An 18,329-nucleotide genomic window follows, 5' to 3' on the forward strand; every position below is an offset into this window, starting at 1 on the left:
GGGTGCGCGGTTGGGGCTGCGTCGGTGATGGGGGGTCATCGTGTTCGGATCAGTGTGGCGGCGCGAGTCGACGCTTCCGCAGGGTCGTGTCGACTGGGTCGACGCCGGCAAGGGGCTGGCGATCGCCCTCGTCGTCCTCTTCCACTCCGCACGATGGCTCGCCGGTGTGGCGGGTGATGTGTCGGGATGGATCTGGCTCAACGATGTCCTCGCGACGATGCGGATGCCGCTGTTCTTCACGCTGGCCGGTCTCTTCGCTGCCAAGTGGGCCTCGGTGCCGCTCGCTCAGCTGTGGAACTCGAAGCTTCGGCTGTTCGTCTGGGTCTTCCTGCTCTGGGAGCTGCTGGGGCTCGGACCGTACCTCCTCGGACAAACAGTTCACGGAGTCGAGATCAACCTGCGTCGAGAGGTCTTCGACACCGTGATCTCGCCCCTCGTCCCGCGATTCGAACTCTGGTTCATCTGGGCATTGGCTCTGTTCTTCCTCCTCAACAGGGCGCTGCGCCGGGTCCCTGCCGCCGTCACGATCCCGGTCGCGGCAGCGGCGTCCATCGTCGCGTTCACCGACGTCCTGCCCCTTCCGTCGCCCAGCTGGACCGGCGCCTGCAAGTACTACGTGTTCTTCCTGATAGGCATGGTGGGAAGGCGGGCTCTGTTCTCCTACGCCGCGCGAAGCGGGTGGCTTCTTCGCGGCCTGGTCTTCACCGGCTGGGCGGCGGCTGCATGGGCTGTGACCGTCTTCGACCTCGGGCGCATCCCGGGGGTGTATCCGGCGCTCGCCTGTCTGGGGGTGCTCGCGGGCATCGCCATCAGCCAGGTGTTGCAGCGTTCCGCGCTTGTCGTGCGGCTCGGATCGCGTACCTTGCCGGTCTACCTCGCGCACACGCCGATCGTCATCCTCCTGACTGCAGGCGTCGCGCTCGGGGAGAACATTGAGATCGTGCGGGCTGCCGCGCTGTTCTTGCCGCCGGTCACCGCATGCGTGGCGATTGCGCTGTCTCTCGGCCTCCACCGACTATCGACTCGCCCGCCCCTCAGGTTCCTCTTTGATCCCCCGCGAGGTCTCCTGGTGGCGCATCCTGCCGACCCGACGAGCGCTGCGCGATGACGGCTGCTACGGGCACGGCCAGCACGACCAACGCCAAGGGAAGGGTTTTCATCGCCGAGACAGCCGGGCTGAACGCGAGATCCCAGAGGAGCCGCGTGGCGAGGTAGATCGCCAGCGCTGTGCACGCACCCTCGCGGAGGGCGCGCTCCAGGCCGAGCCCTGCGATGGCCGCGATCACTGCGCACGCCATGAGTCCGGGTAGTCCGAACCACAGCCAGAAGTCGCCGAGCATCGAATGGACTTCGATTCCCCCGCCGAACATGAATCTGTCGACGTAATTGTTGTGCGGGTCGTACCCGATGGCAGCCATCGAGGACTTTGCCGCTGTGATGTCGGCGCGCGAGGCGACGATTCCTGATCCCAAGCCGAGCGGGTGGAGCCGAATGAGGGCCTCGGATGCCGCGATCTCGGGTCGGCCGCCCAGGAGAAGCGATCCCGACTCATCGATCTGTGCCTGTGTGCGATCCTTCGTCGCTTCTCCGAAGAACCCCTCGAGGATGGCGGCCTGCGCGAGGAAGAAGACGGCCACTCCGAAGAGGATGACGCCCACGATGTTGCCGGCACGCCGTCGTGTGGTCCCCGTCGCCCGGCCGATTCGCTGCCAGATCAAGACGACTGCGGCCAGCATGAGCATGGCCGTGTTGGATCGCGCGTCGTTCACGGCACCGATCGCTGCGAGCAGGATGACCACGACGAGTTGAGGCACGAATCGATCTCGGCGGGCAGCCAAGGCCAGGAGCAGGATCGTCAGGGGGATCGAGAAGGTGAACCTCCAGCTGACGTTGCCGCCGAGGTCGCCCGCGATTCCGAGGGCCATCCCGGCCCCGTACGTGATGGCCACGGTCGACAGTCCCACGAGCGTCCGGGCCCACAGGAGAGCTCCAACCGCCCCGAGCAGGCCGAGCGCGACGGCGCTGCGTTCGATGACCGCCGAAGGGAGGGAGGCGCGTTCTGCCGCCATCCACCAGGTGAGAAGCACTCCTGCCGCGGCGGCTACGACCAGAAGGGCCGCCAGGGCGACGAAGAGACGAGCGCGGCGAAGTAGGGGGAGCCACAGCGGTATCAGAAGGAGTCCGAGGGCGCCGCCGACCGGAACGTTGAAAGGAAGAGTGAGTCTCAGCCCGATGACGACGCACACGACCATCGCCACGACGGATTCAGCCGTCCACTTCCTCTGGAGGAAGGTGGTGCTGCTCGGAAGGACCGCGCGGGTGCTCACGCCCGCGCCTTCGTTCTCCCGCCTAGACGCTCGCTCTTGCGCCATCGTGATGGTTGCGACGTCGCGTAGGCATTGTCGTGGTACGGGCTCGAGTCGACACGCTTGACGGCGTTGAGAACGATGCCGAGAATCCGCGTGCGCGTGGATTCGAGCTCGTCCAGGGTGCGTCGGAGAGCCTGGCGCTTCGTGAAGCGGTGTCTGGCGACCACGAGGATGCCGTCGACGACGGGTGCGAGCCAGAGCGGGTCGCTCACGGCGAGGACGGGCGGGCTGTCGATCACGACCACGTCGAAGCGTGCACGTGCATCCTTGACCAGCTCTCGCAGGTGGTCGGACGTCAGAAGTTGGCCAGGATTCGGCGGGATGGTTCCGCTCGCGAGAACGCTGAGATTGCTCGTTCCCCAGTGCTGGATAGCCTCGCCGAAGCCGATGTCGCCCACCAGGATGGTCGTCACGCCGACGCCGCCCTCGAGCCCGGTCATCCTCGCGATCGAACCACGTCGGAGGTCGGCGTCGATGAGCAGAACCCGTTGGCCCTGTTCAGCAAGGATCAGAGCCGTCGAGAGGGCCACGGAGGACTTGCCCTCGTTGGAGGTCGCGGAGGTGACGAGGATGACGCTCGTGTCGCCGTCGACGTTGGCGAAGCGGAGTCCGGCGGCGACGCCGCGGATGGACTCGGCAGCCAGCCCTGTCTCTGCTCTGCGAACGGCATCGGGCAGTGTCGAGCCGCGTGCGACGCCGGTGACCTCGCCGAGCACCGGCGTCTCCGTTACCCCGGCGATGTCCTCGCGGGATTGAAGGCGGGTTGCGAGGAGCCGGCGGAGCCAGGCGTACACCATGCCGGCGACCAGGCCTGCGAGGGCGCCCACGATGATGAGCAGTCTCGTGTTGGGCGCGATGGGAACGCGTGACTCCGCGGCCGGGCTGATCGTCTCGATCCGGACGGCCGGGCCGGAAGTGTTCGTCTGCGGGGACAGCCCCTCGACGGCGTCAGCGAGCTCGGTGGCGATCGCGTTCGCGATCCTCGCAGTCCCCGAGGGCGACCCTCCGGTCACCGTGATGTTCAGGACGGCGGAGTCCAGGGGTGTTTCGACGGTGACCTGTCCGGCGAGGGCGCGTGGTGATATCGAGAGCCCGAGTCGATCGATCACCGGTTCGAGCACGACCGGAGACGTCGCCACCAGCGCGTAGGTGTTGACGAGGCTCTGAACGTAGCTCGACCCTTGAACGAGCTCGGCTGTGCTGTCGCCGCGCGCCGGAAGGACCAGGACGGATGACTGTGCGCGGTACACGTCGGTCTGCGTCTGCGCATAGCCGTATCCGATCGCGGCGCCCAGGAAAGCGAGTACGAGGATGGCCAGCCACTGCTTGCGCAGGGCGAGGAAGTAGTCGTTGAGGCTCACCGTGCAGTCCTCGATGCACCCGAGCGCACGTTCCCCGCGCGGACGACGTCATCCACCATGGCAGATCCCCCCAAGCATCCCGTCCGCCCCAACGGCCCCAGCGGACGCTTTTCCTCTCCGCATTCTACGGGGTCGCCTCCTCGTGCGATGTCGGAAGTGTGTGAATCGTGACGACGAGCGGTATCGTCTGACCTGGGGAATACGCAGACTTGGGGAGTCGCATGCGCACGAGTGGGTTTGGGGTCAGGCGTCTGGGGCGTCGGTTGTCCGAGGCCGTGGACGAGGTGTTCGCGCGAGGCGTCGGCGCGGTGCGAAAAGGGCCGCCCCGCAGCGTCGGTGTGGTGGGCATCTATCGGAACGCGGAGCCCATCCGCGCGGCCGTCACGGAGCTGAGGGCATCGCGCCACGAGGTGAAGATCCACCTCGGGGCCATGGGGGACGTCCCGGCGGCGATGCAGGCGGACACCGGCGCCGACCATCTCGTCGCCGGCAAGTTCCAGAATCTCAACGTCTTGGTGCGGGATCTGCCCGAGGTGGATTGGCTCGTGATCATCGATGACGACGTCGTCCTTCCGCACGGGTTCCTGGATCTCGCGATCGAAGTGTGCGAGCGGCTCGACCTCGCCCTCGCGCAGCCGGCGCAGACGCGGTTCAGCAACGCGAACTGGGCGGTTGCGAAGCGTCGTCTGCTGAGTGTCGCTCGAACCACGAGGTTCGTCGAGATCGGTCCGGTCACACTGGTGCGCGCGGATGCCGCACGGCTCCTGCTGCCGTTCCCGGCGGACCTTCGCTGGGGGTGGGGGCTGGACTTCCAGTGGGCCCGTCTCATGGAGGACGCCGGCCTGGCCATGGGAGTGATCGACGCAGCCGCCGTCGTGCACGCGAGCCGCAAGGTCGCGAGCACGTACTCCTGGGATGCTGCACAGGAGGAGGGGCGGGAGTTCCTTCGAGGCGTCGATCATCTGCCGAACGATGTGGCCAAGGGTCGAGGGCTTCGCACTTACCGCCTTCTGCCGCGCCGTCGATCGGCCGCGACGCTGATGGACGAGGCGGAACGCACCGCTCGTTCGACGTGACGGCGAACGGTCGCGCGGTAGGACTCGGGGGAGTGTCGTCGGAGGGCTTCGGCCCGGCTCCGTTCGACATCCGCTGTCACCGCCGCCCACGACTCCGAGAGTGCCCGGAGCTGGGCTGAGATGGCCTCCGGCTCGTCGACGGGCACCATGCGCGCCGTGGCGTACCTGTCGGCGGCCTCGCGCAGACCACTGGTGTCGGCGACGATGACCGGGCGCAGGCCGAGGACGGCCTCGACGGCCGTGTTGCCGAACGGCTCGTCGATCCGCGAAGGCACGACGATGACGTCCGACGCTGCGACATAGCTCCACACATCGGGCTGGAAGCCCGCGAAGCGGACCGACATCCTCCTCGGCGCGCGTGACGCTTGCTGCCTCAACTCCGCTCCGAACCACTCGTATCCGGGGAAGGTGTCGCCCACGAGCGTGACATCGACCGGAAGGCCTTCTCGGGCGAGCAGAGACGCCGCGGAGAGGACCAGATCAGGCCCTTTCCGAGGAGACAAGCGCCCCATGTACAGAACGCGGAGGGCCCCGTCGGTGTCGGCCCGAGGCGGCTCGGGCCGATCCGGGCCGACGACGCCGTTGAGGACGAGCTGCGCGCGGGAGGCGAGCTTCGGCAGCGCTTGTCGTATCGTCTCCTGGCTGAAACGACTGTTCACCAGCACTTCTTGAGCCAGCATGTGGGGCATGTACAGCATCCGGTTCACCAGGACACTCCCCGAGGCCTCGGCTTCGTGGACATGGCTGACGACCGGCACTCGGCGCAACCACGCGACCAGCGGCCACAGCGGGATGGTGATGGTGCTGACGTACACCGCGTCGGGTTTCACGCGGTGGATGAGCCGCCACGCCGAACCGAAACCGCGCAGGGCCTCTCTGACCAACCGCAACCACCCCGACGGTCGCAGGAGCGCCTTGCGGAGCACGAGGCCAGGAGCGATGACGACCTCAGCGCCGAGAGTGCGCAGCTCGTGGATCAGGGGACCGGCCGTGGGCACGACCACGACGACTCGTGCGCCGCCCTCGCGAAGCCCTGCAACGGACTCACGCAGCATCCGGTCGGAGCCGAACAACTCCGCCCCGGGGTGCGCCACGAGGACCGTTTGCAGCGTGGTCACAGCACTCCGGCCATCGTGAGGATCGACGTCATCGCTGTCGTTGCGGCTCGGGCATTGGGGGTCGGGTCATGCGACACGCGTTCGCCGCGTCGGGCGCGCACGGTCTCGGCCAGATCCTCGTCGCTGACGCCTTCGACGCGCGGGGGGACGGGGCACGCCGCGAAAGCCTCGGCGGTCTTCGCCACGCCGGGGGTGAGCACGGGGGTGCCGAACGAGCCCGCGACGATCGCTGCATGCATGCTCGTCGTGAAGACCACCCCCGCCGCGGCGAACACCGAGACGATCTCGTCCGCGTCGAGGCCGATGAGGGCGCCGACACCGGTTCGCTCGGCTGCCGCGGCCAGAGCGCGGTCCTCGCCGGAATAGGCGCCCAGTGAGAGGACAGCGACGGGGAGGCCGGCCAGAGACCGCAGGGCGGCTTCGATCCGGGCCTCAGGCCAGCCGTGGAACGCCGCGGCATGGAAGACGACGAGTGGCTCGTCGATGCCGAGTCGCCGACGGATGACCTGTCGGCCTCGGTCGGCTGAACCTTGGGGATCGGACAGTGCCGGGTGAGCGAAGACCATGTCGGGCGCCAGGACGATGCGCGAAGCGTCGACGCCCGCCGCCTGGAACTGCTGTGCGGCGTGTGACGTCCGCACCCACACGCCGCGCAGTCGAGTCACGACCGCTCGTGCTCGGGCATCGTGCGCCATCCGACGGGCTCCCACGGAGACCAGGACCGTCGGCGCGCCGCGGACCCAGTCGTCCTCCGGGAGCCACACTCCGGGGCCGGCGAGGAAGTGCCTTCGAGCGAACCACGCCGCTCGCAGTCGGAGGAGGCGCCCATGCCGTTCCGCCTCCGGTATGGCCATGTGGTCGAGAGCGACGGTGGTCGTATCGAAGCGCACGAGGTCCCCGCCGCCGACCAGCACAGCAGTGGCATCCGACCGCCTTATCTCGCGCAGTGGGCGGATCGGCTCGCCGGCCAGGGTGGTTCCCGCAAGAGGAGCGAAATGCGTGATCTCGGAGAGGAGCCCGATGCGGCGGAGCAGGTCAGCGGTCACACCCGGGTAGAGCTGATCGCCCCAGTTGGACACGGAGTAGTCGCCGACTTGTGCGAGCCTCACGGGCGAAGTGCGAACGGGCGCCTCTTCTGACAACACGTCACTGATGGCGGACTCCTGTCTCTCGTGTCTCGTCGACGAGCGCGGCGCGACGCGCGCGCTGCCGGACGAGGATCATGTTGGGCGCCAGCTGGCAGATGACGACGGCGACGATGGAGCCGATGAGCGGCCCGGGTGCACCGAGGCTCGGTGTGAGGGAGATCGTCAACCCCAGGTTCACGGGAAGGAGCACGAGCGCGCAGACCGCCTGGAAGGCGAGACCTCTCGGATCGGTGAGCGCCATACCGTACGGCTGCTTGACCGCTTGGACGACGATGAAGATGGCCCCTGCCACGAGGATCGGCCAGCCGAGATGGATGCGCCCACCCGAGGCGAGTTCGGCGAGCCACCCTGAGAGCGAGACGATGAGCGTTCCGCCGATGAGCGCGAGCGCCGCGAACATCCCGGCCATCGCGTGCGGCGAGAAGGGTGTGGCGGTTCCCGTGGCGCGAGCCCGGGCGAAGACCGGCCACAGGGACATTCCCGCCGTGGTGAGAACCCCGAGTGCCGGGCCGAACATCTGCATCGTCAAGCTGTACTCGGTCAGGTCATCGAGCGAGGCGAGATGGCTGAGCACCAGACGGTCCGAGGACATCGCGATAGGAAGGGCGATCATCTGCACGAGCATCGGCCATGCCACGTTGAGCACGCGCTCTCCGCGCACGCGGGGGCTGAAGCTCTGACGGATCGCGATGCCGATCGTGGGCGAGGTCCGGCGAACGGCGACGACGAAGGCGATGACGCTGACCAGGAAGGTGCCTGCGTACGACGCCACGGCGATGTAGCCGCCGCCCGCGCCGGCCGAGATCGTCAGCCAGAGCACGAGGAGGACGATCGGCGTCTGCAGGGCTCCCAGCAGGACGACGAGGGTGTTCAGGCCCAACGCGATCAGGATGCGCTGCCCGAAGGAGACGAGCAGATTGAGGGCGAGGATGGCGAGGCAGAGCGTCGCGGCGAGGGCCCCCGAATCCAGGCTCAACCCGTCGCCGAGCAGAGCGTCCCAGTACCCGAAGGCGTAGATGCCCACGGCGACCGTCAGAAGTACCAGCGCGCAACACGCCAGAAGGCGGATGCACGAGACGAGGACACCCCGGAAGTTCAGGTCTGTGCGGGGGTTTCCGGCTGCGGATGCGGCATTCAGGATCGCGGCGGACAGTCCCAGGTCTGCGAAGGGCAGAAGTGCCGCGATGCCGACCAGGAGCGTGTACTGGGCGTACGTCGCTTCACCGTAATTGTCGAGGATGAGTCGTGTGACGACGATGCCCAGGAGCGCGCTGAGCGGCATCACCGTCAGGCGAGCGATCGCGCTGCCGCCGACGGACGCGAGCATTCCTCGTCGCGTTCCGAGCCGGCGTGCGACGTCGACGTCGATGTCAGGCGACTCTTCGCTCGCGGCGTCGCTGCGGGCACGGACGGTTTCGGCGGCCGTCATGCGGCACCGCCGACGGTCCGGGGGCGAGCGGTGATGAGAGTTCTCCCGTGGGGAAGGCTCGGTGCGCGGAACAGCCAGGAGACACTCCAGTGGCGATTCGCCAGCGCCAGGGGGACGCCGCCGAGAAGTGCGGTGGCGCAGCAGACTCCGACGATCCACAGTCCGAGCGCATCGGCGGTCTGTCGGGCGATCACGCACGCAATGATCATCAGCGGGAAGTGCGTCAGGTAGAAGACCACGGAATTGCGACCGATCCACGCGATCCCGCGCCGGAGGGGGCTTTTCGATGCCCGACGACCGAGCGCGTGCGCGACGCGGATGCTGAGCGCGATGAGCGCGAGCTCGAAGACGATCGACGCGGGTGCGAACTCGAAGAAATGCGCTCCGGTCACCGCGGACAGCGTCACCGATGCCGCGGTGAAGGCCGCAGCGACGAGGCCGACGGCGCCGACGAGCGTGCGCGGTGCATTGAGGACGAACGGGATCAGCGTGCGGGCGTAGTGGCCGGCGAAGAAGAACACCGCGAAGAAGCAGATCTTCTGGGGCGAGGGATGCGGGATGAGGATCGCGCCGACGGTGAATGCCGGGAGTGCGATCCACCACGGCGCGCGGACGACCAGCGGGGCCACCAGGTTGTAGCCGAAGAGATAGAGGATGAACCACAGGTACCCCGCGCCGAACCACGACATCGGGTCGCTGATCGCCTCACCGGATCCGGGGAAGAGCGACAAGTAGACAGCGGCCCACAAGGCGTAGGGCCAGAGCAGATTCCTCACCTTGCCGACGGTGTAGACGGACGCGGGCTTGCGGAGCGAGCCCGCCAAGAGCAGCCCTGACAGGAACATGAGAGTCGGCATCCGCCAGGGCAGGAACGCTTCGTTCACAAGGAACAGCCAGGTCGGCATATCGAACCCGAATCGCACCGGGATGGACGATGCGTGCCAGACGATGAGGAGGAGTATGGCGGTGCCTCGAAGGGTGTCCATCCACTCGACGCGTCCCGTCGTCCGTGACGTCGGCGCCCACCCTGCCGTATGGCGTCCCGGCACATCATGACCCGGTGCGATGAGTGCGTTCCTCGCCCTCATCCGGTGCCCCTCAGGCTGTGCGCTCGGCTGTCGCGGCGAGCCCGGCGGCCTCGAGCGTGCATGGACTCCCCCTGGGCGAGACGCCTCGCCAGGTCTTCGTAATCGCTGGTCACGTCGTCCCACCGGAACGCTGCGGCAGCGCGCTCGCGGGCGTGCAGACCGAGTGCGGCGACCCTGACGGGATCGCTCTCGAGGGTGCTGAAGTGGCGGGTGGCCTCGGCGGCATCCGCGAAGAACAGGCCGTGCTCGTCGAGGGTCTCGTGGTTGAAGCCGACGTCGTAGGCGAGCACGGCGGTGCCGGCGCCCATGGCGCGCAGGAGCGAGGGGTTCGTCCCGCCGACCGAGTGCCCGTGCACGTACGACGTCGCGTGGAAGTACAGCGCGTCGAGCAGGTCCTGGTCGTACACGCCGCCCAGGAAGCGGATGCGGGGGTCGTCGCCGGCCGCGGCGCGGATGCGCTGCGTGTACTCGGCGGCGTACGGCGCCGAGCCGACCACGACGAGCGGAGTGGTCGCGGAGCTGGCCCGATAGCCGGCCACGATCTCGAGCACATGGTTCTCGGGCTCGAACCGCGCGACGACCAGGTGGTACCCGCCGGGGGTGAGATCGAGAGCGCGGACGCCGTCGGTCGGTGCACCGTCCAGGATGGGTGCTCCGTAGCGGATCAGCTCCGTCGGGACCCCGAACTCGCGGTCGTAGTACTCGCGGATGCCGGGGGCGTCCGCGATGAGGGCGTCGGCCGTCCGCACGCCGAACTCCTCCGCCCAGCGGTAGTAGGCCTTGCCGCGCCGGCCCCACTTCGAGCGCTTCCATTCGAGACCGTCCATGTGGAGGGCGGTCGGGATGCCGCGGGCACGCAGGACCGGGAGGAACGGCGAGTTCGCGGCGTTGAACACGAAGGCCGCATCCGTCCGCCGGCCGAACACGGCGTGCACGGCGGAGAGCCCGGTGTGGCTGAGGGTCTCGAGCTGCTTCACGGGGACGGCCGGAAGGTGGACGACCCTCATGCCGAGGTACTCCGAGGTCCGCGTCCTCGCGCCTCGCGAGTAGACCGTGATGTCGTGGCCGCGTTCGACGAGGCGACGACCGATCTCCTCGACCGCCGTCTCGAAGCCGCCGTAGCAGGCCGGCACCCCCCGGGTGCCGATCATCGCGATGTGGAGCGTCCGCGTCTCGAGGGTCTGCGTCCGGTGCCGACCGCGGTCGGCGTCGGTGTCGAGCGGGTGCGGGATTTCGATGACCATCAGTACGCTCCCTCACGTGTGACCATGACTTTGGCGGTTCGCCACATCAGGACGAGATCGGTCATGACGGTCCAGTTCTCGACATAGCGGAGGTCGAGGCGGACGCTCTCCTCCCAGGAGAGGTCGCTCCGTCCGCCGACCTGCCACGGTCCGGTGATGCCGGGCTTGATGTAGAGACGGCGGAAGACGGTTCCGTCGTAGGCGGTGACCTCGGCGGGCAGCGGCGGGCGCGGGCCGACGACGCTCATGTCGCCGCGCAGGACGTTCCAGAACTGCGGTACCTCGTCGAGCGAGAACCTCCGGAGGATCTGGCCGACGCGGGTGACCCGGGGGTCCTGCTTCAGTTTGAAGAGCGGGCCCGAGCCCTCGTTGCGGGCGAGCAGCGCGGCGAGCTCGGACTCGGCATCCACCCGCATCGTCCGGAACTTCAGCATCGCGAACTCGTGCCCGTCTCGGCCGACGCGCGCCTGGCGGAAGAAGACCGGGCCGCCGTCGTTCGTCTTGATGGCGAGAGCGATGACCGCGGCCACCGGAGCGAAGGCGAGGAGGGCGGTGGTCGATACCAGGATGTCCAGCGCCCGCTTGACGTAGAAGGAAGCCCCCTCGAAGGTCGGGATCTTCACGTGGATGAGCGGCATCCCCTCGACCGGCCGGAGCGACATCCGCGGTCCTGCGACGTCGGCGAGCCGGCTCGAGATCACGAGCTCGGCAGCCGTGCCCTCCAGTGACCAGGAGAGGCGCTTCACATACGTGGGATCGCCCGCCGGCTGGCTCGCGACGACGATCGTGTCGCTTCCGTAGATCTCCGACGCACGGAGGACGGCGTCCTCGCCGTGCATCACCGGGTAGTCGACGCCGTCGACGCTCACGCGCTCGCCGGCGCCTTCGAGGAGCGCGACCCCGACGACGAGGTAGCCGAGCTGGCCCGCGGGCCCGAGGGTGCGGATCGCGTACTCGACGTCATCCCGCGACCCGACGACGACGGTGCGCGAGGCGAACCTGCCCTCGGCGCGCTGCGCGACGAGCCACCGCCGCCATCCCCATCGCGAGAACAGGAGCGCGAGTGTCCCGAGGGGGAGAGCGGTGAACAGCTGCGCGCGGATCCCGCCCCACTCGAAGACGACGAACATGATCGCGAGAAGCCCGAACGCGAGCCCGGTCGCGTGAGCGACGCGGGCGTACTCGACCGAGCCCGAGCCGATGACGCTCGCCGACCGGGTGTTGAAGAGCATCAGCGCGACGAGCCAGAGCGTGCCGGTCGCGAGCGCGATCGCGATCGCGCTGTACGGGACCGGGGCGACGGCGCCCGATGCCGTCACGCGCACGGTCGCGAACGCGCAGGCCACTGCGACGATCGCCGTGTCGCTGGTTCGCAGCCGCACGCGGAAGCGACGCTCCCACTGCTGACGGCTGACCAGCGCGGCGGATGCCCGCGGCGCTTCGCCAGCCCACGTGCGCACGGTCGTCAGCGGGCTCAGCCCTGGCAGCGACAGGCCGGGCGAGATGCCCTCGACCGCGCTCATCGTGCGTCCCCACACACATCGGACGGTGTCCGCATCATGCCCCCAAGCAATGTGCGATCACTGCACCCGCCCCCAAGGCGGATGCATAGTTCCCCAATGAGCTTCGCGGTCCCCCAAGAACCTCCGCACGACCCCCCGGCCGCGCGATCCACTCGATGGCAACTGTAGCGTGCGACGAACGGTCGTGCGAGCGCGGGGCGTTAACTCGATGTAAACCGACGCGTCATGTCGTCAGAGCCCTGCGCCCGCGATCCCCGGCTGCGCCGCCGGGCGATTCGGCTCAGGCGCCGAAGGCGCGGGAGAGCGTCACGACGAGCGGGCCGATGCGGCCGTCGATCCGGAACCGGGCGAAGCCCTCCGACACCGCGCGTCCCGTGCGCGAGGTCACGAACCACGGCGGCTTCGGCAGCACCGAGAAGCGCCCGCGGCCGAGGGAGCGGGGGAAGGGACGGAACGGTCCGCGGACGACGCTCCGCTCGACCTCGTCCAGCAGGAGTGCGTTATGAACGATCCCGATGCCGCTCGGCGCGTCGTCGACGGTGCCGCCCGGGAACGCGCCCCACGTCGCCGTGGGGGTGAGGAACCCGAACGCCGTCCACGCGTTGATGGCCACCGTGCCGTAGCGCAGGCGAGCCATCGCCTCTTCGAACGGGGAGCCGAGGCGGTGCTGGGTGACGGGGTCTACGAGGACGTTCGCGCCGAGGGTTCCGGTGAGTCGTTCGTTCGCGTGCGCGACGGCGGCATCGACGAACGCGGCGCCGGTGCCGGGCAGGTCGACGATCCCGAGCACGGGGGCGAAGTACTCGGTCGTCTCGATCTCGCCGTCACCCACTGCGATCGCCCGCGTGCCGTCGGCGAACCACTCGGCATCGGGGTAGACCTCGCGCACGTGCTCGAGCCGCGCCGCCGCGTTCGGATACCAGACGGGCCGCTTCGGCGTCCGCGCGAAGGCGCGGCGCAGCTCGCGCTCGAAGTCCTCGCGCTGATCCCAGTCGCGGCTGAGGAGCACGACCTGACCGGCGATGCAGTTGTGCCCGCTGTTGTGCAGCCGCATCGTGGCGACGTGCTCGGCCTGGAACCGCAGATCGGCCTTCGTCCAGCGCCCCGGCACGACGATGATCGGCGACACGCCGCCGAGCTCGGCGGTGATCGGCACGCGCAGGCGATCGTCGCCGGAGCCGACGATGGCATGGAAGGTCGTCTCCGACCCGGTGATGTGGACGTGGTCGATCTCGGGATGCCGCGTCAGGTAGGCCCCGACGTCGCCGCCTCCGCTCACGACTGCGGCGAACCCGGCCTCGATGAGCGGCGCGAACGCCCGCTCGAACACCGGCACGAGCGCATCCTGCGTGGGGTTCACCTTCAGCAGTGCGACGCGCCCTTCGGCGAGCAGCTCATACAGCACGTCGAGGAAGGGGATCGAGGTCACGTTCCCCGCGCCCAGGACCAGGCCGACCCCGCCGCTGCGGAGCGGATGCCGCGAGGCGAGGCCCGCGGCGTCCCTCGCCTCGTGCGCGGTGACGCCCGGCTGCAACCAGACCTCGGTCGTGTAGCCCGAGAGGAGGATCCGGTCGGCGACGTTCAGCGGCGAGGTGTGGACGACGGTGCGACCGCCGGGCGCGGTGCCGGTGCGGACGCCGGCGAGCGGACTGCGCCCGCGGGCGAGCGCGTCGAGCGTCCCGATGTACGCGTCGAGCGCGACGATGGCGGCGTACGGGCCGGCGAGCCACTCTTCTCCGGCGAGCGGATGCCGCGGCTCGAGCCCTTTGCTCGCGGCGGCGATGCGCGCCCAATCGTCGGCGGCACCGGCGACGGCGGAGCGGATGCGCCGGAGCAGATCACGACGCCCGGCAGCGGTGAATGCGGTCCACTCGCTCGCACCGACGCGCAGCCGGGTGAGGGCGGAGTCGAGATCGGTGCGGGCCTCGGGGGAGAGCTCGTGCGGCGTGGCCGGTGACGTCGTCGTCATCGTCGCTGTGCCGGTGGACTCAGATGAGCGACAGTTCGCGGAGCTTCGCCGCGACGTCGTCGTTGCTGGGCTCGACGTGATGCGTGGCGTCGGGGTACACCACGACCGGGATGTTGGTGCGTCCGGAGATCTCACGGGCGATGTCGGCGGCGTCGGGCTCAGCCTCGAGGTCGACGTACCGGTAATCGACTCCGAGGCTGTCGAGCTGCGCCTTCGTGCGGCGGCAGTCGCGGCACCATTCGGCGCCGAACATCGTGATCTGAGTGGACGTGTCGGTCATCAGTCCAGGGTACGCCCGCCCGCTGCTGCGGGCTCGGATTCCTGGGCCGCGACGGCACGTATCGGCCGGCGCGGTGCGTAGACGACGAGTGCGTGGAAGACGAAGCGCAGGACGAAGGCGGCGACGAGCGTGAGAGCCGCGGCCAGCACGGCGGGGATGTGGGTGGCCTCGACGATGATCGACAGGACCGGGATGCGGATGATCGCTTCGAGGCCGTTGAAAGAGAACGACTTGAGGAACCGGGTGAGCATCCGCCCCGACTCGGACCTCATGTCGGCGAAGACGAGGTACTCGAGCAGCAGGAAGTTCGTGATGATCGTGATGACGCTCGCGACGATGGCCGCCGGCACGTAGTCCATCCCCAGTCGGATCAGACCCCACATGATGACGAGGTTCGCGATGGCGCCGAACCCGCCGACGAGGGCGAACGCCGACATCCGGCCGAAGCGCAGCATGGCGAGCTGGGTCAGGAAGCGGACGCCCTGCGTGAAGGTCGCCTTCGAGGTGCCGGCGTGGCGGGAGGCGAAGTCGAAGGGGACCTCGTCGACCCGCAGCTGACGTCGCGCGAGGACTTCGAGCAGGATCTTGAAGCCTCGAGGGCGGAGCGCGCCGACGTCGACGGCGTGGGTGTCGAGCAGGAAGAACCCGGTCATCGGGTCGGAGCAGTTCGCGAGCTTCCGCGGGAACATCGCCTTGGTCAGCGCGGTCGAGGCGCGCGAGACGGCGGTGCGGGTCGCATCGGCGAGGCCCTTCGACGTGCCCCCGGACGCGTAGCGCGAGGCGACGACGACGTCGACGTCGCCTCGGTCGGCCCGCTCGATCAGCCGGGGGATGTCTTCGGGCGGATGCTGCAGGTCGCCGTCCATGACGAGGCACCAGCGCGAGGTGGCCGCCTGGAATCCCGCGACGACCGCGCCGCCGAGGCCTGCATCGGCGTTCTCCCGGTGGATGAGGCGCACGGGGAACGGGGCGCCCTCCGCCGCGGCCGCGATGACCTGCGGGGTGTCGTCCGTCGAGTCGTCGACGAAGACGACCTCGAACACGCGCCCCTCGAGGCTCTCCCCGATGCGACGCAACAGCTCGTCGATGTTCGGACCCTCGTTGAAGGTCGGGACGATGATCGACAGATCCATGGCGGGGCTCGCGATGCTCGGCGGGCACGGGGACGTCTCAGCCTAGCCGGGACCGGGCGCACCGGACTGAGGATGTCCCCGGCGAACGACAGGGATCCGCTGACGGGGTCCCGGGCCGTCTGATAGACAGATCAGATGATCTGGGGGGATGCCGGTGCGCCGCGCACGCGTCGAGGCGCGAAGGCGGCCGTGATCGCGGCCGCGGTGGTGATGCTGTCGGCGGGATGCGTGTCGACGGTCGTGGAGCCCGCGGGAGAAGCCCGACCGACGGTGGAGGCGCCGGTGGTCGCGCCCGCGCCGGCGTCACCGACGGCCGAGCCGGCTTCGTCGGGCCCGTCGGTGATCGCGACGCAGGCGTTCTCGGGCACCGGGCCCGGCCCCGTCGCCCTCGACGTGCCGGCCGGCACCCAGTCGGTGCTCGTCCAGCTGACGTGCGACCCCGCGGAGCGATTCACGGCGGAGCTCGGCGACTCGATGATGCTCGGGCAGGCGCCGCAGTCCGGATCCTGCGATCCCGATCGCGTCCTCGCCTGGCCGTGGGAAGCCCGGTCGGCGCCGGAGCTCACGCTCGGCCTGGCCCCGGAGGCCGAGTGGGCGGCATCCGTCTCGTATTCATCGGCCCCGTTCCCGCAGGACGCCGCGCTCGCCGAGGAGTGCGAGCTGTTCTCGGGCGTCTACAGCCAGGTCACGAACGCCGACGAGGGCTACGGCTTCTACGCGGCCATCGGCGCCGACGAGTGGAACCGCCGGGTGGATGCCGCGGCGGATGCGGCGGACACGCTCGCCGCGTCGTCGACGACCACTCTCGCGCCGTACCTGCGGTCGATCCACACGGTTCTCGCGGAGCGCTCGCCGATCCCCGGTGGGATGACCGAGGTGCGGGAGTTCTGGGACGCCCAGAACCCGATCGCCGAGATCTGCGCGGTGAACCACAGCGAGGTGTACGTCCTCGCCGAATTCGGCGGCTGAGCGCTGAGCCCACGGAGTCGCGCCACGAGTGCTGCGGCCGGTAACCGAGCACCCGCTGCGCCTTCGCGGTCGAGAACAGCGAGTCGTTGACCCCGAGGTCGCCGCGGAGCTCGACGCCGGGGAACACCTCGGCGACCAGCTCGTCGTTCGGGCGGCTCATGACGGTGTCGGCCGCGGCGATGAGGAAGTGGTCGAAGCCGGGGCCGGCGACCTCGAGCGCGCGTTCGATGGCCTGCGATCCGTCGCGGGCGTCGATGTAGCTCCACAGGTTCCACTTGCGCTGCCGCGCGTCGGCGTCGAACGAGGGGAACTCCGCGTAGTCCTCGGGCCACATGACGTTCGAGAACCGGAGGGCTGTGATGGATGCCGCCGGGTACCACCGCGTCAGCTCGACGGCCATCTGCTCCTCGAGGTGCTTCACCAGGGAGTAGACCGATTCGGGTCGCGCCGGGTAGTCCTCGTCGACCGGGATGTAGGGCGGCGGCACGTCGAACGGCAGTCCCTGAACCGTCTCGCTCGAGGCGTAGACGATCTTCGTGATCCCGAGGCGGAGCGCCGCCCAGAACACGTTGAACGTGGTCGTGATGTTGTTGTGGAAGGTCGCGACATCGGGCCGGATGCCAGGGGCCGGGATCGCGGCGAGGTGGACGAGGGCGTCGATGCCGTCGTGCTGATCGCCCACGCCCGTCAGCGCGTCGACGACCTGTCCGTGGTCGGTGAGGTCGATCTGCACGAAGCCGGGGCCGCGGGTGCCGTGCTGGTCGAAGCCGATCACCTCGTGGCCGGCGGCGGTGAGTTCGCGGGCGACGACAGACCCGAGTTTTCCGGACGAACCGGTGACGGCGATGCGCATCCCGTCAGCATGGCACGCGCGTCGGACAGCGAGGGCCGTCACCACCCGTGGGTGTTGAGCCATTCGCGACGACGGGATGCCTCGGCATCCGTCTCGTCCTCGTCCGAGCTCACGTGCTCCTCGAGCAGGCCGTCCCCGAGGGGGACGAAGCGGTGGCAGACGGGACACAGGGCGCGGCCGTGCGGCCACCCGTCCGCGAGCGCGGCGGCGGGGGAGCCCGGCTCGCCGGACCCGGGGCAGCGGGACGGGTCGGCCGCGGCATCCGTCCACATGATCGTGCGGTGGCGGTGGAGGCCCGGGTGGTCGAGCGGGCGCGTGCAGCGGCGACCGGCGTTGCGACTGCGGCAGAAGCGGACTGTCATCAGTTGATGATCTCGCCACCGGACTCCTCGATGTCGGCGATGCGGCGCTTCCAGTCCGCGAGCGCCTCGGGACTCAGGCGGGGCCAGCCGGTCTCTTCACCCACGACGCGGAGCGGATCGGTGCTGCGATACGAGCGCGTGGGGTTGCCGGGGAACTTCTTGTCGGTCACGTTCGGGTCGTCCTCGAACGGGCCGGTCGGCTCGACGCGGTAGACCCGCGGCTCACCGTCGCCCGCCGCGAGCTCGGCGGCGAGGCCGGCGCCGTCGCGCTGCGCGGTGAAGTAGATGTGGTTCATCACGATCGACGGCCGGTAGTTCGAGCGTCGCCCCGCCGTGAGCAGATCGCCGACGTCGAGGTCGGCTTTCGTGCCGTGGAAGAAGGGACCGGTCTCGTCCGCTGCGCTCAC

At 69.2% G+C, this 18,329-nt stretch carries 16 protein-coding genes and 1 pseudogene; 3 read left to right on the top strand and 14 right to left on the bottom strand.

Translation table 11 applies throughout. From position 1 onward, the window contains the following. The first annotated feature begins 40 nt into the window (after positions 1–40). On the top strand, positions 41–1,108 hold the full coding sequence (locus MRBLMI1x_RS03690; RefSeq protein WP_363456166.1) for an acyltransferase family protein: 1,068 nt from the start codon (positions 41–43) through the stop codon (positions 1,106–1,108). On the opposite strand, the gene MRBLMI1x_RS03695 is transcribed toward MRBLMI1x_RS03690, so the two are convergent. Together MRBLMI1x_RS03695 and MRBLMI1x_RS03700 are read right to left on the bottom strand one after the other, a co-directional pair. Continuing rightward, positions 1,035–2,327 (bottom strand): hypothetical protein, encoded by a 1,293-nt coding sequence (locus MRBLMI1x_RS03695; RefSeq protein ID WP_363456169.1) that lies wholly within the window; start codon positions 2,325–2,327, stop codon positions 1,035–1,037. The two genes, MRBLMI1x_RS03690 and MRBLMI1x_RS03695, sit on opposite strands and share 74 nt — an antisense overlap. After that, entirely contained in the window at positions 2,324–3,730 is a 1,407-nt protein-coding gene (locus MRBLMI1x_RS03700) for a polysaccharide biosynthesis tyrosine autokinase (RefSeq protein WP_363456172.1), read from the bottom strand. The genes MRBLMI1x_RS03695 and MRBLMI1x_RS03700 overlap by 4 nt, the downstream gene beginning before the upstream one ends. Before the next feature lie 341 nt (positions 3,731–4,071). On the opposite strand from MRBLMI1x_RS03700, the gene MRBLMI1x_RS03705 reads away from it, so the two are divergent. Then, positions 4,072–4,806, top strand: a complete 735-nt coding sequence (locus MRBLMI1x_RS03705; protein WP_363456175.1) for a hypothetical protein — start codon at positions 4,072–4,074, stop codon at positions 4,804–4,806. On the opposite strand, the gene MRBLMI1x_RS03710 is transcribed toward MRBLMI1x_RS03705, so the two are convergent. The 9 genes from MRBLMI1x_RS03710 to MRBLMI1x_RS03750 form a co-directional block, all read right to left on the bottom strand. Beyond that, complete coding sequence (locus MRBLMI1x_RS03710) at positions 4,731–5,924, bottom strand: glycosyltransferase (RefSeq protein WP_363456178.1); 1,194 nt, start codon at positions 5,922–5,924, stop codon at positions 4,731–4,733. The genes MRBLMI1x_RS03705 and MRBLMI1x_RS03710 overlap by 76 nt on opposite strands. Further along, on the bottom strand, positions 5,921–7,033 hold the full coding sequence (locus MRBLMI1x_RS03715) for a polysaccharide pyruvyl transferase family protein (RefSeq protein WP_311858653.1): 1,113 nt from the start codon (positions 7,031–7,033) through the stop codon (positions 5,921–5,923). The genes MRBLMI1x_RS03710 and MRBLMI1x_RS03715 overlap by 4 nt, the downstream gene beginning before the upstream one ends. A gap of 37 nt (positions 7,034–7,070) precedes the next feature. Continuing rightward, positions 7,071–8,501, bottom strand: a complete 1,431-nt coding sequence (locus tag MRBLMI1x_RS03720) for a lipopolysaccharide biosynthesis protein (RefSeq protein ID WP_336125648.1) — start codon at positions 8,499–8,501, stop codon at positions 7,071–7,073. Then, the gene (locus MRBLMI1x_RS03725) at positions 8,498–9,487 is read right to left on the bottom strand and encodes an acyltransferase (protein WP_363456182.1); all 990 of its coding nucleotides are present in this window, start codon (positions 9,485–9,487) and stop codon (positions 8,498–8,500) included. The genes MRBLMI1x_RS03720 and MRBLMI1x_RS03725 overlap by 4 nt, the downstream gene beginning before the upstream one ends. Positions 9,488–9,585: 98 nt before the next feature. Beyond that, positions 9,586–10,833: a DUF1972 domain-containing protein gene (locus MRBLMI1x_RS03730; RefSeq protein ID WP_363456185.1), complete on the bottom strand. Its 1,248-nt coding sequence runs from the start codon at positions 10,831–10,833 to the stop codon at positions 9,586–9,588. Further along, entirely contained in the window at positions 10,833–12,356 is a 1,524-nt protein-coding gene (locus tag MRBLMI1x_RS03735; RefSeq protein WP_363456188.1) for a sugar transferase, read from the bottom strand. Before MRBLMI1x_RS03735 ends, MRBLMI1x_RS03730 begins: the two co-directional genes overlap by 1 nt. A gap of 280 nt (positions 12,357–12,636) precedes the next feature. After that, complete coding sequence (locus tag MRBLMI1x_RS03740; RefSeq protein ID WP_363456191.1) at positions 12,637–14,325, bottom strand: aldehyde dehydrogenase family protein; 1,689 nt, start codon at positions 14,323–14,325, stop codon at positions 12,637–12,639. Between the two features lie 19 nt (positions 14,326–14,344). Then, entirely contained in the window at positions 14,345–14,605 is a 261-nt protein-coding gene (locus tag MRBLMI1x_RS03745; RefSeq protein WP_028497448.1) for a glutaredoxin family protein, read from the bottom strand. Next, positions 14,605–15,738: a glycosyltransferase family 2 protein gene (locus MRBLMI1x_RS03750; protein WP_363456194.1), complete on the bottom strand. Its 1,134-nt coding sequence runs from the start codon at positions 15,736–15,738 to the stop codon at positions 14,605–14,607. Before MRBLMI1x_RS03750 ends, MRBLMI1x_RS03745 begins: the two co-directional genes overlap by 1 nt. Before the next feature lie 135 nt (positions 15,739–15,873). On the opposite strand from MRBLMI1x_RS03750, the gene MRBLMI1x_RS03755 reads away from it, so the two are divergent. Continuing rightward, on the top strand, positions 15,874–16,707 hold the full coding sequence (locus tag MRBLMI1x_RS03755; protein ID WP_363456197.1) for a hypothetical protein: 834 nt from the start codon (positions 15,874–15,876) through the stop codon (positions 16,705–16,707). A gap of 10 nt (positions 16,708–16,717) precedes the next feature. Here the strand turns inward: MRBLMI1x_RS03755 and MRBLMI1x_RS03760 are convergent. From MRBLMI1x_RS03760 to arr, 3 genes and pseudogenes are all read right to left on the bottom strand, one after another. Then, positions 16,718–17,560, bottom strand: a pseudogene (locus MRBLMI1x_RS03760) (NAD-dependent epimerase/dehydratase family protein); the annotation flags it as partial. Between the two features lie 38 nt (positions 17,561–17,598). Further along, the gene (locus MRBLMI1x_RS03765; RefSeq protein WP_363456200.1) at positions 17,599–17,922 is read right to left on the bottom strand and encodes a hypothetical protein; all 324 of its coding nucleotides are present in this window, start codon (positions 17,920–17,922) and stop codon (positions 17,599–17,601) included. Further along, on the bottom strand, positions 17,922–18,329 hold the full coding sequence (arr, locus tag MRBLMI1x_RS03770) for an NAD(+)--rifampin ADP-ribosyltransferase (RefSeq protein ID WP_363456203.1): 408 nt from the start codon (positions 18,327–18,329) through the stop codon (positions 17,922–17,924). The genes MRBLMI1x_RS03765 and arr overlap by 1 nt, the downstream gene beginning before the upstream one ends.

It is taken from the genome of Microbacterium sp. LMI1x-1-1.1 (genome assembly GCF_040676205.1).
Lineage (GTDB): Bacteria > Actinomycetota > Actinomycetes > Actinomycetales > Microbacteriaceae > Microbacterium > Microbacterium aquilitoris.

Bases quoted from the DNA above. Each gene is read 5' to 3' on its own strand.
- MRBLMI1x_RS03720 (WP_336125648.1), bottom strand. From the start codon at position 8,501: ATGACGGCCGCCGAAACCGTCCGTGCCCGCAGCGACGCCGCGAGCGAA.
- MRBLMI1x_RS03735 (WP_363456188.1), bottom strand. From the start codon at position 12,356: ATGAGCGCGGTCGAGGGCATCTCGCCCGGCCTGTCGCTGCCAGGGCTG.
- MRBLMI1x_RS03745 (WP_028497448.1), bottom strand. From the start codon at position 14,605: ATGACCGACACGTCCACTCAGATCACGATGTTCGGCGCCGAATGGTGC.
- MRBLMI1x_RS03765 (WP_363456200.1), bottom strand. From the start codon at position 17,922: ATGACAGTCCGCTTCTGCCGCAGTCGCAACGCCGGTCGCCGCTGCACG.
- MRBLMI1x_RS03750 (WP_363456194.1), bottom strand. From the start codon at position 15,738: ATGGATCTGTCGATCATCGTCCCGACCTTCAACGAGGGTCCGAACATC.
- MRBLMI1x_RS03725 (WP_363456182.1), bottom strand. From the start codon at position 9,487: ATGGACACCCTTCGAGGCACCGCCATACTCCTCCTCATCGTCTGGCAC.
- MRBLMI1x_RS03740 (WP_363456191.1), bottom strand. From the start codon at position 14,325: ATGACGACGACGTCACCGGCCACGCCGCACGAGCTCTCCCCCGAGGCC.
- MRBLMI1x_RS03730 (WP_363456185.1), bottom strand. From the start codon at position 10,833: ATGGTCATCGAAATCCCGCACCCGCTCGACACCGACGCCGACCGCGGT.
- MRBLMI1x_RS03755 (WP_363456197.1), top strand. From the start codon at position 15,874: ATGATCTGGGGGGATGCCGGTGCGCCGCGCACGCGTCGAGGCGCGAAG.